At 33.5% G+C, this 14,558-nt stretch carries 14 protein-coding genes; 1 reads left to right on the plus strand and 13 read right to left on the minus strand.

Features of this window, described 5'->3' with window-relative positions:
- Positions 1-131: 131 nt before the first annotated feature.
- From ABS764_RS09350 to rsfS, 13 genes are all read right to left on the minus strand, one after another.
- On the minus strand, positions 132-449 hold the full coding sequence (locus tag ABS764_RS09350; protein WP_408081519.1) for a hypothetical protein: 318 nt from the start codon (positions 447-449) through the stop codon (positions 132-134).
- 248 nt (positions 450-697) lie between these two features.
- Entirely contained in the window at positions 698-2,155 is a 1,458-nt protein-coding gene (locus ABS764_RS09355) for a sialate O-acetylesterase (RefSeq protein ID WP_408081520.1), read from the minus strand.
- A 123-nt stretch (positions 2,156-2,278) separates the two neighbouring features.
- Complete coding sequence (locus ABS764_RS09360) at positions 2,279-3,028, minus strand: shikimate dehydrogenase family protein (RefSeq protein WP_408081521.1); 750 nt, start codon at positions 3,026-3,028, stop codon at positions 2,279-2,281.
- Between the two features lie 2 nt (positions 3,029-3,030).
- Positions 3,031-4,425, minus strand: coding sequence for a tetratricopeptide repeat protein (locus ABS764_RS09365; RefSeq protein ID WP_408081522.1), 1,395 nt, complete (start codon positions 4,423-4,425; stop codon positions 3,031-3,033).
- Between the two features lie 127 nt (positions 4,426-4,552).
- Positions 4,553-5,746 (minus strand): aspartate aminotransferase family protein, encoded by a 1,194-nt coding sequence (locus ABS764_RS09370; RefSeq protein WP_408081523.1) that lies wholly within the window; start codon positions 5,744-5,746, stop codon positions 4,553-4,555.
- A gap of 120 nt (positions 5,747-5,866) precedes the next feature.
- Positions 5,867-7,447 (minus strand): OstA-like protein, encoded by a 1,581-nt coding sequence (locus ABS764_RS09375; RefSeq protein ID WP_408081540.1) that lies wholly within the window; start codon positions 7,445-7,447, stop codon positions 5,867-5,869.
- A gap of 217 nt (positions 7,448-7,664) precedes the next feature.
- Entirely contained in the window at positions 7,665-8,444 is a 780-nt protein-coding gene (locus ABS764_RS09380; RefSeq protein ID WP_408081524.1) for a superoxide dismutase, read from the minus strand.
- An 18-nt stretch (positions 8,445-8,462) separates the two neighbouring features.
- Positions 8,463-8,723 carry an acyl-CoA-binding protein gene (locus tag ABS764_RS09385; RefSeq protein ID WP_408081525.1) on the minus strand — a complete coding sequence of 87 codons (261 nt, stop codon included), beginning with the start codon at positions 8,721-8,723 and terminating at the stop codon, positions 8,463-8,465.
- On the minus strand, positions 8,723-9,376 hold the full coding sequence (locus ABS764_RS09390) for a phosphatidylserine decarboxylase family protein (RefSeq protein WP_408081526.1): 654 nt from the start codon (positions 9,374-9,376) through the stop codon (positions 8,723-8,725). Before ABS764_RS09390 ends, ABS764_RS09385 begins: the two co-directional genes overlap by 1 nt.
- Positions 9,366-10,256 carry a phosphatidate cytidylyltransferase gene (locus tag ABS764_RS09395; RefSeq protein ID WP_408081527.1) on the minus strand — a complete coding sequence of 297 codons (891 nt, stop codon included), beginning with the start codon at positions 10,254-10,256 and terminating at the stop codon, positions 9,366-9,368. Before ABS764_RS09395 ends, ABS764_RS09390 begins: the two co-directional genes overlap by 11 nt.
- 1 nt (position 10,257) lies before the next feature.
- Positions 10,258-10,860 (minus strand): lactate utilization protein B/C, encoded by a 603-nt coding sequence (locus tag ABS764_RS09400; protein ID WP_408081528.1) that lies wholly within the window; start codon positions 10,858-10,860, stop codon positions 10,258-10,260.
- A gap of 110 nt (positions 10,861-10,970) precedes the next feature.
- The gene (gene ftsH, locus ABS764_RS09405; protein WP_408081529.1) at positions 10,971-12,896 is read right to left on the minus strand and encodes an ATP-dependent zinc metalloprotease FtsH; all 1,926 of its coding nucleotides are present in this window, start codon (positions 12,894-12,896) and stop codon (positions 10,971-10,973) included.
- Between the two features lie 16 nt (positions 12,897-12,912).
- The gene (rsfS, locus tag ABS764_RS09410) at positions 12,913-13,284 is read right to left on the minus strand and encodes a ribosome silencing factor (RefSeq protein ID WP_408081530.1); all 372 of its coding nucleotides are present in this window, start codon (positions 13,282-13,284) and stop codon (positions 12,913-12,915) included.
- A gap of 96 nt (positions 13,285-13,380) precedes the next feature.
- On the opposite strand from rsfS, the gene ABS764_RS09415 reads away from it, so the two are divergent.
- Positions 13,381-14,106 carry a biotin--[acetyl-CoA-carboxylase] ligase gene (locus tag ABS764_RS09415; protein ID WP_408081531.1) on the plus strand — a complete coding sequence of 242 codons (726 nt, stop codon included), beginning with the start codon at positions 13,381-13,383 and terminating at the stop codon, positions 14,104-14,106.
- Positions 14,107-14,558 lie beyond the last annotated feature (452 nt).

Consider the following 14,558-nt stretch of genomic DNA (forward strand, 5'->3'; position numbering starts at 1 on the left):
TAATTATTAATGGAATAAAACCTCTTTTTGGAGAATAGTAAATATAATGGATTTTTAATAAACCTTGTGTTTTCAAAATTGTAGTATAAAAAAATCCCACCGAAGCGGGATTTTAAAGTACTTTTAATTTTTTATTTATTATCACTTTGACTGTAGTAATTGTTTTCTTCATCTTCTGATCCTATTTCTTCCTGGGCATCATCGAGTTCGCTACCCGGTACGTCCAAATCATCCCCGGGTTTATTTTCTTTTTCGGTATTAAAATTATTTTCGATCCCTGTATCCTCTTTTGTGTCCCTGTCATTTTCAGTAGTAATAGCATCTAAATTAATATTTTTAACCTTTTCTTCCTGATTGTAAATATCCTCATTTGCAGGATAATTTAATTCATTTAAATTTTTCTCAATTTTATTTTCAGTAGTTTCTTTTTTATCTTCAGAATTTTTCATGGTATCTATCTTTAATTATACTTTGTTTTTTAGCATAAGTTAAAGGTATAAAGTGTTTGTTACTTGTGTGTTATATTTTAGTGTGGGATTGTTTTAGTATTCGCATGTTCTATTTGCTTTTAAAAAATCTATATTAATCTAATTTTTTAAAATTACTGTTAAAAGTTATAAATGTTTAGGTCGTTTAATAAAAAACTCCTCTTTTGATCTAAATTCGAAAGAGGAGTTTCATTTATTTAAAATGTTTTTCAGAAGAGCTTTTCCCAAGGATTGTCGGTTCTAAAAGGAACAGCAGGAAGTCCTTCTTTATTGATAAAATTTGACTGTGCAGCTTCATTCCAGTTAAAACGGACATAATAGGGATGTGGAACTCCGGGAGCAGAAACCATTACTTTGTCCCCTTGCTGAATAGCTTTTGCAGCAACAAATTTTTTATCAGCTCCGGCAATAGTAAATCCGGTCAGAGGTTTTTCATCGCGACTTGCTATGCCGCTTCCCGTATGGGTAAAAGAAATTTCGATGCTGTTATTTTCAAGTTTCATTTTTTGGAAACGCGGTCCGGAATAAACTACATTTTGCATTCCGTAAGTTTTGTTAGTGGCGGTTAAGCTCAGTCTGCGGCCTACTTCCCATTTGTAACCGGGATGCAATTCGGTTATAGTATCTGTTAAATCAGTAATTGTGACTAATTCAGTGTTTTTTAACTTTAAATTTAAAGCCTGAGCTTCCCAGAATTCAGGAAGACTTTTAACGGTAAGTGGTCTGTCTTTTGAAGCAGAATAATTGTATGGGGCTATCTGAACAAAATAAAAAGGCAGCTGTTTGTCCTTCCAGTCGTTACGCCAGCTTTGTATTAAAGTTTTTAGTTTGTAGGCATATCTGATGTTTTCACCCAAAAAGCAATTGGATTCTCCCTGATACCATAAGATTCCTTTTATACTGTATGGAAGGAGTGGTTCTATCATCGTGTCATAAAATTTTCCGGCATCGCCACCATCATTGCTTAATTTGCCCAGAATTTGTCCGTTTTTTAGTTTGGGTTCTATTTCCATTTTTGAAGCCTGAATCCAGGGTTCAATGCGACTTCCGGGTACCGCAGCAGAAATCATTCCTATTGGTACATGTAATTTAGCGTATAAATCTTTTGCAAAATAATAACCAACAGCCGAAAAGTCCACCAATGCTTTTCCCATTGCATTGTCCCATCCCAAATGTTCAGGACTTGGATCCATGTATTTTCTTCGGTCCAGAAAAATGCGAATGTTTGTATTGTCAGCGTTATTCAAATCATCTTCCGGCGGATGATAGCCTTTGGTTTTAGTTTGATAGTCGCTGTATTTACGCATAGCGTATTCCATGTTTGATTGTCCGGAACAAAGCCAAACTTCACCCACTAATATATTTTTAAGAACAATAGTATTTGTACCCTGAATGCTCATTTCTCGTGCTTGAAAGGATGCTTTCAGAGGATTGAGTTTTATCATCCAGTTTCCTGATTGATCAGCAACGGTATTCTTCCTTTGTCCTGCAAAAGTTACTGTAATTTTCTCGCCGGCAGCAGCTGTTCCCCAAACAGGAATTTTTTTCTGCTGTTGTAAGACCATATTATGTCCCAGTATTTTAGGGAGAGTTATTTGTCCCGAAATATTAGAAATACATAACAATAATAGAGTCAGTGATAATAAGATGTGTTTTTTTAAATACATTTTTTTTGTTTTTAAAAAGTCAAGGGGCGGCTAGAAAGCCTCCCCTTGAATAATGATTATTTAAATTTTGTTCTACGATTTCGACTAAGCAGTAATGAGAACAGAGGAAATTCATGTTGGATATTATTTATTCCAGATTTCCCAAGCTTTTTCAGCCTGAAAAATAAGCATGTCTAATCCATTTTTTATTTGTGCTCCTTTTTCTTTGGCATTTTTTAGAAATTGTGTTTCAGCCGGATTGTAAATTAAATCGTAAGCAATATGTTGCTCTGTAAAGAATTCATAAGGAATCTCAGGACAGGCTTCAATATTTGGGCTTGTTCCAATAGGTGTTGAGTTGATTACGATCTGGTATTCTTTAAAAACATCTGCATTCAGCTGACTGTAATCAATGGCTTTTTCAGAGGCTTTTCTGGAAACAAAAGTATACTCAATTCCCAGTTCCTCTAATGCAAAAGCAACTCCTTTAGAAGCACCGCCTGTTCCCAGGATTAATGCTTTTTTATGATGCGGCTGCAATAAGGGTTTTAGAGATTTTAAAAAACCGAAATAATCAGTATTGTATCCTTTAAGTTTTCCTTTTTTAGTAATTTTAATGGTGTTTACAGCACCAATTTTAGTTGCTTTTTTAGATAATTTGTCTAAATAGGGAATAACTTCCTCTTTGTAAGGGATGGTAACATTCAGACCTTTTAAATGTTCTGTGTTTTTAATGATTTCAGGAAATGCTGATATTTCCTGAATATCAAAGTTTTCATAGGTATATCCCTGGTATTTTTCTTTTTCAAATTTAGTTGTAAAATGTCCTTTAGAAAAGGAATAACTGATATTACGCCCCAGTAAACCGAAGCGCTTTCTTGAATTTTGGGTCATTATTATTTTTTATGTTTTTCGATATAATTTTGCACCATTTTTTTTGACCAAACCACTGGAAATAAATCCTCAATGAGGATGTAATTGTCAAAATTCAAACGGAGTGCATTACTTAAGTGGAATTTAGCTTTTCTGTTGTCCTGAATCATAAAATAAAGACCAGCCAGACGGTATTCTATTTCATTTTCTTCCGGGAAATAATCAGCTGCCTGCAACAGCGTATGGATAGCACTTTCAAATTCGCCTAAAAATTGTAAAATATCAACCCAAAACAACCAGGTGTCTAGTTCAGTATCTCCAAATTCGACTGCTTTTCTGAAACCAAATTCAGCTTCTTCAAAAAAGTTCATATGCCTGTTGATACTAGCATATCTTTTCCAGTAAAAACGATTTTGATTGTCAATTGCTAAGGCTTTATTGACATAGAAAAGCGCTTTTTGGTAATTTTGCTCTCGCAAATAAAAATCCGTAATAGCTATCCATCCTTTATCCAATAACGGATCCTCATGCACTGTTTCGTTGTAGAATTTAAGAGCTAATACTTTATTTCCTAACTTTTCATAACATTTACCTATTCGAAGCAAAGCATACGAAGTCGCATCGTCTAATTCGATAGTTCTTTTGTAACTTTCTATAGCTTCATCATATTTTTCTAAACGTTCTAATGCCTTTGCTTTTTCCATAAAAGCTCCTAAGAATTCGTCGTCAATGAGTGTAGCATAATCAAAGGCACGAATAGCATTTTCATAATCTTTAAGTCCGTAATGCAAGCGTCCTTTTTGATGCCAGGCAATTTCACTATAAGGATTTTTATCAATATAATGATCCAGATAGGTTATGGCTTCTTCATTTTGATCTAAGAATTCAAAGCAGTACACAACATTGTATAAAGCAGATTGATCCTCAATATCTTCTTCAAGACATTTGATAAAACTTTCTTTAGCTAATTCAAGGTTGTCCATGAAAAGATATTCCATACCTATCAGATTATACACATCGGCATAATCATCAGTGTATTGCAAAGCTATTTTTAGTAATTCAACGGCTTTTTCATGTTGGTCTCTTTTAGAGTAGATGTTAGCCTTTTGAATATAAATTTCTTCGTTGTTCGGTTCAATGGCATATAGCTCGTTGAGTAATTTCTCAGCTATATCCAATTTGTCATCATAAACCAGCATTTCAACCTGAACGAGTTTTAAGCCTGTAGACTTAGGGTGTTGGTCTAATGCTAATTTAAGCGCTTTTTTAGCTAAAGCGGCCTTACCTGTATCTAAATAATGAAGTATAATTTCTTCAAACTCTTCAGAGTCAAAAAAGAGTACTTTGTTGGTTTTCAACATGGACTCAAATTTGGATAGCGATAAGTTATAATCTTCTTCTTCGTTGCTTAGTTGCATACTTTCTGTTTTTAGAATTTGGCCTAGCTTAAAGTTAGGCATCCTTAGTGTTATTTTTGAAGAAAAAAATGAATTATTGTGAACAATTTAATTAACAAAAGCAATTTAGTTAATCGAAGTATTGAGTTTATTTTTTAGCTGAAGCCATAACTTCGTCCATTACTTCTAGTATTATAGCGCATCCTTCACGTATTTCTTCTTTAGAAATGGTTAAAGGAGGTGTAATTCTGATGGCGCATCCTTCAAAGAGGAGCCAGAATAAAATAAGTCCTCTGTCCTGACATTTTAATATCACTTCATTTGTGATTGTTGCATCAGCCGTCATTGCAGCAAGCATCAATCCTTTTCCTCTGATTTCCTGTATCAAAGGGTGTACCAAAAGTGTTCTGAAGAGCTTTTCTTTTTCTAAAGCTTCCTGCATCAGGTTAGTTTGGATCAATTCTTTTAAAGTTGCCAGACAGGCTGCCGCAATGACAGGATGTCCGCCAAAGGTCGTGATATGGCCTAACTTAGGATTTTCGGTTAATAAATCCATCATCGCTGATGAGGCTGTAAAAGCGCCTACAGGCATTCCGCCGCCCATTCCTTTTCCCATAACAACTATATCAGGAACAACATCGTAATTCTGGAAACCAAAAAGCTTACCTGTTCTTCCAAAACCGGGCTGAATTTCGTCGAGAATCATCATCGCACCAACTTCGTTGCAGCGGGCACGTACTTTTTTCAGAAAATCATTGTGCGGTGTTATAAATCCGGCACCACCCTGAATAGTTTCGAGTAAAATACCCGCTGTTTTAGTGGTTATTTTTTCTAAATCGGATTCCTTATTAAAAGTGATATAATCTACATCAGGTATTAAAGGACGAAACGCCTGCTTACGTTCTTCAAATCCCATAACGCTCATAGAGCCCATGGTGTTTCCGTGATAGGCATTAAGGCAGGAAATTAACTGGCTTCTGCCGGTAACTCTTCTGGCTAATTTTAACGAACCTTCAATGGCTTCAGTACCTGAATTTACTAAATAGGTCTTGTCTAATGGAGCGGGTAGAAGGGAAGCCATCAGTTTGCAATATTCTACGGCTGGGCTTTGCGAATATTCTCCATAAACCATCACATGCGAATATTTGTCTAATTGGTCTTTTATCGCCTGATTAACTCCCGGATGCTGATGCCCTAAGGTACAAGCCGAAACTCCGGCTACAAAATCTAAATACTTTTTATTATTGATGTCGTAGATATAAGAACCTATGGCATGTGAAACTTCCATTCCTAAAGGGTATGGAGAAGTTTGTGCCTGATATTTTATAAAATCTGAGTTCATTTTTTATTTCTTAAGTTCTTAATCGCCAGTCATTAGTTTCTAAGCTTTAAAAACTATTAAATTTAAAACTGAAAAGACTAATAACCAAGTTTTGAAAACTAAGGACTAGATACTAACTAGCTATTTCTTTTTCTTCTTTTTATCGTAGTCTAAAGTTTCTTTTCTGACTTTCATTGGAACATTTTCTTCAGCGGCTTCTTTTTTAGTCTCTTCAATCATCTTGTCGTTGTATTGATTTTCCTCTTCGGGAAAGATATCATCTTTTGATTTTATTCTTTCGTCTCCACGCCAATTAAAACCCCTGAATTTCCTGTCATGCTCGTCTAATTCGTCTTCAGGGAAAATATCACCGTCTACCTGTTGGAAAAAAGTGATGGTCTCAATGGCGTTTTTATCAAAAAGAATGTTGATTTTACTACTTACATTTTTATTGATTCCAATGAGTTCCTGATCGTCATTTCGCATATAATAAATCACTTCGGCATTCTTAACAATATCAACATCATGGAGTTTTCCTTCGAGGAATTTACCATAAAGATTCAAACCTTTTATTTGATTGTAGCCTGTTCCCAGTGTATCCTTAGAAATAATAAAAGTATTGTTGAGTACTTTGAGCGAGTCTAGTTTTTGTGTTTTATTATCTCCAATAAGATGCATGATATCTCCGGTTATCTGGCTTTCACCGTTCCAGAGAATAGGGTTTCCAATGAGTTTTGTGAGTGCTGTTTTGGAACTCGAATGAATGGAATCACATTTTCCGCTCATGTCAACTTTAAAAAAACGGACATTATTAAAAGCCCGGATAATTCGGTTTCCTTCTTTTCCGGTTACCATCAGTTTTTTTCCATGGATATAAACAGAGTCATTTTCGACAAAATTAACAGCAACGGCTCTTTTGGTTACATACATCGAATCTTTCTTTTGGAAAATTTCGGCATAATGGCCTTTTACAACGCCTCTGTTAATAGAATCGGTAATTTTTACATTTCGCGTAGCCGATGCAAATTCCTGATTTCTGTCATAATACAAACTGTCTCCTTCTATAAGTCGGTTGTCATATTTAATATACGATTTCCGAAGAAAATGGGCGAGATTTTTTTTAGAGTCATAAAATCCTTTTTCAGTATAAATAAAGTTGGCTGCACTTGTTATCGTTGAAGGGCCAAAAAGATAAGAATGCCCGGAATTGCTGTAATAATCTAAATGATTCGATTTGATGACATATTTTGGATTTGTTACCACAACTTCGGTTAAAAATTTGAATTTTTTTTCGGCAACAAAATACCTGCCGGATTTACTTACCAGTGTATTTTCTTTGTTTACAATGGTTCCTTTAGTATTGTAAAAAACTTCCTGAACATTACGGTCAAAATTTATGGTGTCTGTACTTAAAGTCGCATCAGGAGAAGTCATCACGGCATCACCTGTGGCAAATGCTTTTTTTACGTTTCCGTTATATTCGGCATATTTACTATTTAAATAAAGAGTATCCCCTTGTACTAATTGTACATTTCCAAAGGCTTTAATGTAATTTTCTTTTTGAAAATAATAGGCTTTATTACAGGTTAAAACGACTCCGTCATGGTTTACAACTACATTTCCGGTCAGTAAAAAAGCATCGGGCATTTCGGCCTGATTTACATCGGCAAAATCAGAATGCTCAACGATTATTTTTTTAGGTGTTTGCGCACTTACATTCATAAAAGTAAGTAAAAACAGAGCAAAACAGATGACAAACAGTGATTTATTCAAGGGTATATATTTTTGTCAAATTTATGAAAAAGGAAACAATCCCAATAAATATTACTATTTATTTATGATTTTAAAAGTAGAAGCGGGGGAATTATTCGCTTTGATTTAATTGAAAAAAGCTGATGAAATACTCATCAGCTTTAAGTTTATAGAATTAAAGAATTTGCTAGTACCTTTTTCTGATAAAAGTATTGCGATAGTTTTCATTTACTTTTTCCCAATTGATAACATTAAAAAAGGATTCTATATAACTTCTTCGGCGGTATTGATGTCCCAAATAATACGCATGCTCCCAAAGATCTAAAGCTAAAATAGGGGTGCCTGGTACAGCAGCATTTTTCATCAGAGGATTATCCTGGTTTTGAGAACTGGTAATTTTAAGTTTACCTGCTTTATCTACAATTAACCAAACCCAGGCTGAGCCAAATTGTTTTGTCGCTTCCTGTTTAAACGCGGTTTTAAAATTATTATAAGAACCAAAATCTCTGTTTATAACAGCTGCAATTGTATCTGTAGGATTTCCACCGGCATTAGGTGCCATTGATTTCCAATACAGGGAATGGTTATAAAAACCTCCGGCATTGTTTCTTAGTTCTGTATCATTGATATCAAGTTTGGTCAGAATTTCTTCTATAGTTAAATTCTCATATTCTGTTCCTGCAATTGCCGTATTAAGATTATTAGTGTAAGTCAGATAATGTTTGGAATAATGCATTTCTAAAGTAAGCGGAGAAATTGTGGGTGCTAATGCATCATAAGAATAAGGTAGTTTTTCTAATAAAAAAGAACCGGGAGCTGCTTTTACATCATCAGGAAACCCAATAGTTACTTTTTCCTGAGCTGTGGGTAACGGAACTTCAACCACTTCAATTAGTTTTTTCTTATTACATGAAATAAAAAAACTAAAAAATAAGAGAGATGTTGCTGTTAAAAAAAGTTTTTTCATTGTATTGCTTCTTATGTTTCAAAGAGAATTAATAATTGCTATGTAGTTTTCTTTGGCTTCTTCGGCAGAAATATGACTGATTTGCATCCAGGCATTTATTTTAAAAGCATCTCTTAAATGAAAATTGGAAGTTTGCCTAATTTCCATTGTGCCAATGGTTGCCTGTTTGTAAAAAGCATATAGTCTTAATTGGACATCCTGAGGGAGAGATGCCTGAGTCATTTTAGAAGCTTTTTTTACAGCTTCATTAAAACGGGTATCTAAATCTTTTTCAGTCATTACTTTTTTATTGCAATAATAGTTTTTCCTCCAATTACTTTTTGATTTAAAACTACATTAACCGGAGTACCTAAAGGTAAAAATAAATCGACTCTGGAACCAAATTTTATAAAACCGGCATCTGTACCCTGAACTACCTGCATCCCTTCCTGTGCATAATTAACAATTCTTTTAGCTAAGGCTCCCGCAATCTGGCGGTATAAAACAGCACCAAAAGTATTGTTTTCTATAACCACCGTTGTTCTTTCATTTTCTTCGCTTGCTTTCGGGTGCCAGGCAACTAAAAATTTCCCAGGATGGTATTTGCTGAATTTTATAATTCCGCTCATCGCATATCGGGTTACGTGAACATTTATAGGAGACATAAAAATAGAAACCTGTAACCGTTTGTCTTTAAAATATTCTCCTTCATATACTTCTTCAATTACCACAACTTTTCCATCTACAGGAGCGAGAATCTGGGTTTCGTTAATATCTACAGCTCTTTTTGGATTTCTGAAGAATTGTAAAATGATAACAAGAATAAAAAAAGCAAAAATTTGTAATCCTTTTTTAAGCCAGATTATATCAACAAAATAGTCAGAAATTAATAGTACTAAAGCAGTAAAAATAATTCCCAGTAAAATAGTCTTGGTTCCTTCTTTATGAAACATAATTTAAAATTTGATAAAATAAAAATATAATTGGTGCTACAAATATAACACTATCTAGTCTATCTAGTACACCTCCGTGCCCAGGCATAATATTTCCGCTGTCTTTAACCCCGGCAATTCTTTTGAATTTGGATTCTACCAAGTCGCCAATGGTTCCAAAAACACCTACAATTGCAGCAATCGAAGTCCAGATTAAAATAGACTGGCTGCTGAATTGAGGGTTAGGGCGAATGTAATATTTTGAAATCAAATAACCCGCTAATATGGCAAAAAGAATCCCGCCAATGAAGCCTTCAATCGTTTTTTTAGGAGAAATACGTTCAAAAAGTTTATGTTTACCAATAGATTTTCCAACAATATATGCAAAAGTATCGTTGGTCCAAATTATTAAAAACAATCCGATTATGATTTTAGGATTATAATCTTTAATTCCAAATGAAATTTTAGTAATAAAAATAAAAGGAAGTATGATGTATCCAAAAAGATATAGGTATTTTGAAGAAGTACTTATTTTTTGAATGTTATCATAAAACAGAAAAAGAATGCATTTAACCGATACCACTAAAGTTATAGCTAATAATACAATATTGAGTTGTTGTACATTGACTGTAATCTGAATATTAGTATCAAAAAAATCATTAATCGTTGTGGTAGTGATTTTATTGTAATGACTGATTAAAGTAACAGTTCCATACAATAATACTCCTGTAATTAGCGGGAGTATTCTGTTGACTTGGGTCAGATTGCAAAATTCGGCTATGGCTATCACCAAAAATATACCAAAAAGTATAAAGAAACTTTCGGTAGAATATAATATGGAAGCTATCAACAATAGGATATAGATGGCACCCGATATTGATCTTTTAAGGGTTTCATTCATTTTAAAGATCTTCTAAAAGCAACAAATAAAGATTTTTTGCCGAACTTCCGTACTGGGTAAAGTCTTCTTCTTTTGCTTTTTCAAAATATTTTATAGCTGTAATATTTGTAGGATAGTCTCTTTCGTATTTCTTTTTTATAGCACTAAGTCCATCACTTTTCATAGCTAAAATTTGACTGGTTGTCGCCAATACTACTATGTTAACAGGTAATTCATTAGGTTTAAGCTGCTTGATTTGTTTAGAGGAAAAAAGGATAGATCCTTCTTCTGCAATCAAGTTTTCACAGCTGGAAAATAAAAATTTAGGGTTTGCCGGTTTCGTATAATTGAGTTTGTTTTCTTCTAACAGGTCAAAAAGTTTTGGATCATAACTAAGGACTTCGCTTTCAAACCAGTCATTTTCTTCGAGGATGTTTTCAAATTGGTCCTTTACTTCCTGAGTATTTTCGCAGTATAAAAATTTACCTCCGTTTTTCTTGAAATTATAGATAAATTGTTCGTCCACAGATATATTACTCTCAGGAAAGAAATTGCTATTCTGGTTTTCTTTTTCCTCATCTGATGCCGAAATACTAGATCCGAAAATTTTTCTAAAAAGACTCATATTTTGTAGGGTACTTTATATATTATTTGTAACCGTTCAAAGATAAAAAAATCTTAATTCAAAACGCGGTTTTGAATTAAGATTTTAAATAATTTATGTCAATAGTCTAATTAAGAGACTACTTCTTCCAGATTTTTATCGAAGCTTCTTTTTCCAAAAATGGCTTCTAAATCGTCTTTAAAAATGACTTCTTTTTCGATAAGAATATTAGCCAGTTGATTTAGCTTATCTTTATTTTCCTCTAATATCTGAATTGCTCTTTGATACTGACTTTCTATAAGTGCCGATATTTCAGTGTCTATCACTTTTGCAGTCTCATCTGAATAAGGTTTTGAAAAACTGTATTCGCTTTGTCCGGATGAGTCATAATAAGTTACATTTCCTATTTTATCATTCAAACCATAGATGGTAACCATGGCTCGGGCTTGTTTGGTTACTTTTTCCAAATCACTCAAGGCACCGGTTGAAATCCGGTCAAAAGTTACTTTTTCAGCAGCACGACCTCCCATAGTAGCGCACATTTCATCAAGCATTTGGTCAGGGCGAACAATTTGACGTTCTTCAGGTAAATACCATGCAGCTCCTAAGCTCTGTCCGCGAGGAACAATGGTTACTTTAATTAACGGTGCAGCATGTTCCAGCATCCAGCTTACAGTTGCGTGACCGGCTTCGTGAATTGCAATTGCTTTTTTCTCTTCGGGTGTAATGATCTTATTTTTCTTTTCTAATCCGCCTACGATTCGGTCTACTGCATCAAGGAAATCTTGTTTGTCAACAGCCGTTTTGTTATTACGTGCAGCAATTAGAGCAGCCTCATTACATACATTGGCAATATCTGCACCGGAAAAACCGGGAGTTTGTTTTGCTAAAAAGTCTAAGTCTAAACCTTCTACTTTTTTTAATGGAGCTAAATGAACCTGAAAAATTTCTGCACGTTCGCGTACATCCGGCAAGTCTACAAAAATTTGTCTGTCAAATCGACCGGCACGCATTAAAGCTTTGTCTAATACATCGGCTCTGTTTGTAGCTGCCAGAACAATGACATTAGTCTGACTGCCAAAACCATCCATTTCTGTCAGCAATTGATTTAAAGTGTTTTCTCTCTCATCATTACCACCTGACATATTGTTTTTTCCGCGGGCTCTACCTACAGCGTCAATTTCGTCTATAAAAATAATTGCTGGTGATTTTTCTTTAGCCTGTTTGAATAAATCGCGTACACGTGAAGCTCCAACACCTACAAACATTTCAACAAAATCAGAACCTGATAAGGAGAAAAAAGGAACCTGTGCTTCACCTGCAACCGCTTTAGCCAATAAGGTTTTTCCGGTTCCCGGAGGCCCTACAAGTAAAGCTCCTTTAGGAATTTTACCTCCAAGATTAGTGAATTTTTCCGGGTTTTTAAGGAATTCTACAATTTCCTGAATTTCTTCTTTTGCACCTTCCAGTCCGGCTACATCTTTAAACGTGGTTTTAACATCATTTTTTTCATCAAAAAGTCTGGCTTTAGATTTTCCGATATTGAAAATTTGTCCTCCACCGCCTGCGCCACCACCTGACATTTTACGCATAATAAAAATCCATACCCCAATTATAATAATTACCGGAAGTAAACTGATAATAATATCTGACCAGTTACTGGCTTCTTTGAAATCGTAATCAACAAGTTTTTTTTCAGCTTTAGCAGCATCCAGTTTTTCCTGAAAAGATTTTAAATCACCAAATTTAGTGGTGTAATGCGGTCCTTTATTTGGTCTGTCAAATATGTCTTTAGCGACTTTTTTATTTGCAGGATCTTTTAATCCTTTTTCCGAAAGGTATATTTCAGCATCTTTATTGTTAAAAATGATAACATTTTTAATTTCGCCTTTGGTTAACATACTATCTATGTTAGACGATTTTAACTGAGCCGGTTCCTGTAAACTGGAACTTCCTGTTATGAAGCTGATAAACAGAAAAATAAGTAAAATGGCAGTGTATACTAACCATGGACTTATTTTGAATTTATTAGGATTTGGATTATTGTCTTTTGCCATTATCTTTTATCTTACTTTAATATTTATTTGCAATTGTAGTAATTTTTGCATCACCCCACAAGCTTTCGATATTGTAATATTCTCTAATTTGTTTTTGAAAAACGTGAACAACGATATTAACATAGTCCATAAGTACCCATTCAGCATTATCAGTTCCTTCAACATGCCAGGGTTTATCTTTAATTTCTTTTGAAACTACTTTTTGAATGGAGTTAACAATTGCGTTAACCTGCGTATTTGAATTTCCGTTGCAGATAACAAAATAGTCGCAAACTGCGCTGTCAATTTCTCTAAGATCGAGAATATCTATATCATTTCCTTTTACTTCTTCTATTCCTTTGATAATGTTTGCCAGTAGGTCATCATTATTTACAGTCTTTTTTGCCATGAATTATTTTTATAATAAGGGTGTAAAGTTACCATTTTTTGTGATTATTTTTGAACCTTAACATAATATTAAATTATGTTACAAAAATAATTGCTAATGAAACTAATCAAACTCAATGCCATAGATTCTACAAACGATTTCCTAAAAGGGCTGTCACTTACGCAGGAATTACAAAATTTCACCGTAGTCAGTGCTGAAAATCAAACTAAAGGGCGAGGTCAAATGGGATCGGTTTGGAATACCGAGGCATCTAAAAACTTAATAATGAGTGTTTTTTTGAAAGATGTTGTTTTAAATCCAAATGGTATTTATCAACTTAACATTGCAACAGCATTAGCAATCGTTCAGGTACTGAAAACTTTCGATATTAAAAATTTAAGTGTAAAATGGCCAAACGACATTATGTCAGCTAATTTTAAAATTGGCGGTATTTTGATAGAAAATACTTTTAAAACCGGCGGTCATATATCTTCAATAATAGGGATAGGTTTAAACGTTAATCAGACTAATTTTGATGATTTGCCTAAAGCTTCTTCAATGGCTGTAGTTGCTGATGCTGTTTTTAATAAAGAAGAATTATTAGTTCTAATCGTTGAACAATTAAAAGAAAATTTATTAGAAATTCATTCAAATTCTCAGGAATTATGGAGTAATTACTTAAGAATTTTGTTTAAAAAGGGTGTTCCAATGCCTTTTAAAGTTAAAGAAAAATCTTTTATGGGAATCATTACAGGAGTTTCTGCAGCAGGAAAATTAATTCTGTTATTAGAAGATGATAGTTTTGCTGAATATGGTATAAAAGAAGTCCAAATGCTTTATTAGTATCTGATTATAAAGGATGTTTAAAGTGTCTTATTTAATTTGATTTTTCGAAAAAGCATCGTATTAATATTCATTTTACAGGGATAATTAGAAAATATACGAATAATTTTTATTGTGTAAATTATTGTTTTACAGTGTTTTATTTTTGGTGTGGTTTACAAATGTTTTTTTAACACTTAAAAAAATGATGGAAATAAGTTTTTTTATTTTACTTTTGGATTTCGTTTTTCGTAAAAAATAGTTCTTATTAAAATATATGCGCTATTTAATATTTGGAATTTTAAAGGAATTCTAAAGTTTTAAAAGATTTATGAATCGAAACTGTTATGAGAAAAATTAATATTCTATAAACTATCATTAACCAACTAAAAAACAAATTTCTTATGAGCTCAAGTCTCGAATTTGCAGATTATGCAGTATTTATAATCTATTTTTTAATTGTATCGATTTAC

It is taken from the genome of Flavobacterium plantiphilum, from assembly GCF_046000495.1.
GTDB lineage: Bacteria > Bacteroidota > Bacteroidia > Flavobacteriales > Flavobacteriaceae > Flavobacterium > Flavobacterium plantiphilum.

Excerpts from the sequence above, each read along its gene's own strand:
- ABS764_RS09385 (WP_408081525.1), bottom strand. The coding sequence starts at position 8,723 with ATGACTGAAAAAGATTTAGATACCCGTTTTAATGAAGCTGTAAAAAAA.
- ABS764_RS09360 (WP_408081521.1), bottom strand. The coding sequence starts at position 3,028 with ATGACCCAAAATTCAAGAAAGCGCTTCGGTTTACTGGGGCGTAATATC.
- ABS764_RS09415 (WP_408081531.1), top strand. The coding sequence starts at position 13,381 with ATGAAACTAATCAAACTCAATGCCATAGATTCTACAAACGATTTCCTA.
- ABS764_RS09370 (WP_408081523.1), bottom strand. The coding sequence starts at position 5,746 with ATGAACTCAGATTTTATAAAATATCAGGCACAAACTTCTCCATACCCT.
- rsfS (WP_408081530.1), bottom strand. The coding sequence starts at position 13,284 with ATGGCAAAAAAGACTGTAAATAATGATGACCTACTGGCAAACATTATC.
- ABS764_RS09350 (WP_408081519.1), bottom strand. The coding sequence starts at position 449 with ATGAAAAATTCTGAAGATAAAAAAGAAACTACTGAAAATAAAATTGAG.
- ABS764_RS09390 (WP_408081526.1), bottom strand. The coding sequence starts at position 9,376 with ATGTTTCATAAAGAAGGAACCAAGACTATTTTACTGGGAATTATTTTT.
- ftsH (WP_408081529.1), bottom strand. The coding sequence starts at position 12,896 with ATGGCAAAAGACAATAATCCAAATCCTAATAAATTCAAAATAAGTCCA.
- ABS764_RS09395 (WP_408081527.1), bottom strand. The coding sequence starts at position 10,256 with ATGAATGAAACCCTTAAAAGATCAATATCGGGTGCCATCTATATCCTA.
- ABS764_RS09365 (WP_408081522.1), bottom strand. The coding sequence starts at position 4,425 with ATGCAACTAAGCAACGAAGAAGAAGATTATAACTTATCGCTATCCAAA.
- ABS764_RS09380 (WP_408081524.1), bottom strand. The coding sequence starts at position 8,444 with ATGAAAAAACTTTTTTTAACAGCAACATCTCTCTTATTTTTTAGTTTT.
- ABS764_RS09355 (WP_408081520.1), bottom strand. The coding sequence starts at position 2,155 with ATGTATTTAAAAAAACACATCTTATTATCACTGACTCTATTATTGTTA.
- ABS764_RS09400 (WP_408081528.1), bottom strand. The coding sequence starts at position 10,860 with ATGAGTCTTTTTAGAAAAATTTTCGGATCTAGTATTTCGGCATCAGAT.
- ABS764_RS09375 (WP_408081540.1), bottom strand. The coding sequence starts at position 7,447 with ATGAATGTAAGTGCGCAAACACCTAAAAAAATAATCGTTGAGCATTCT.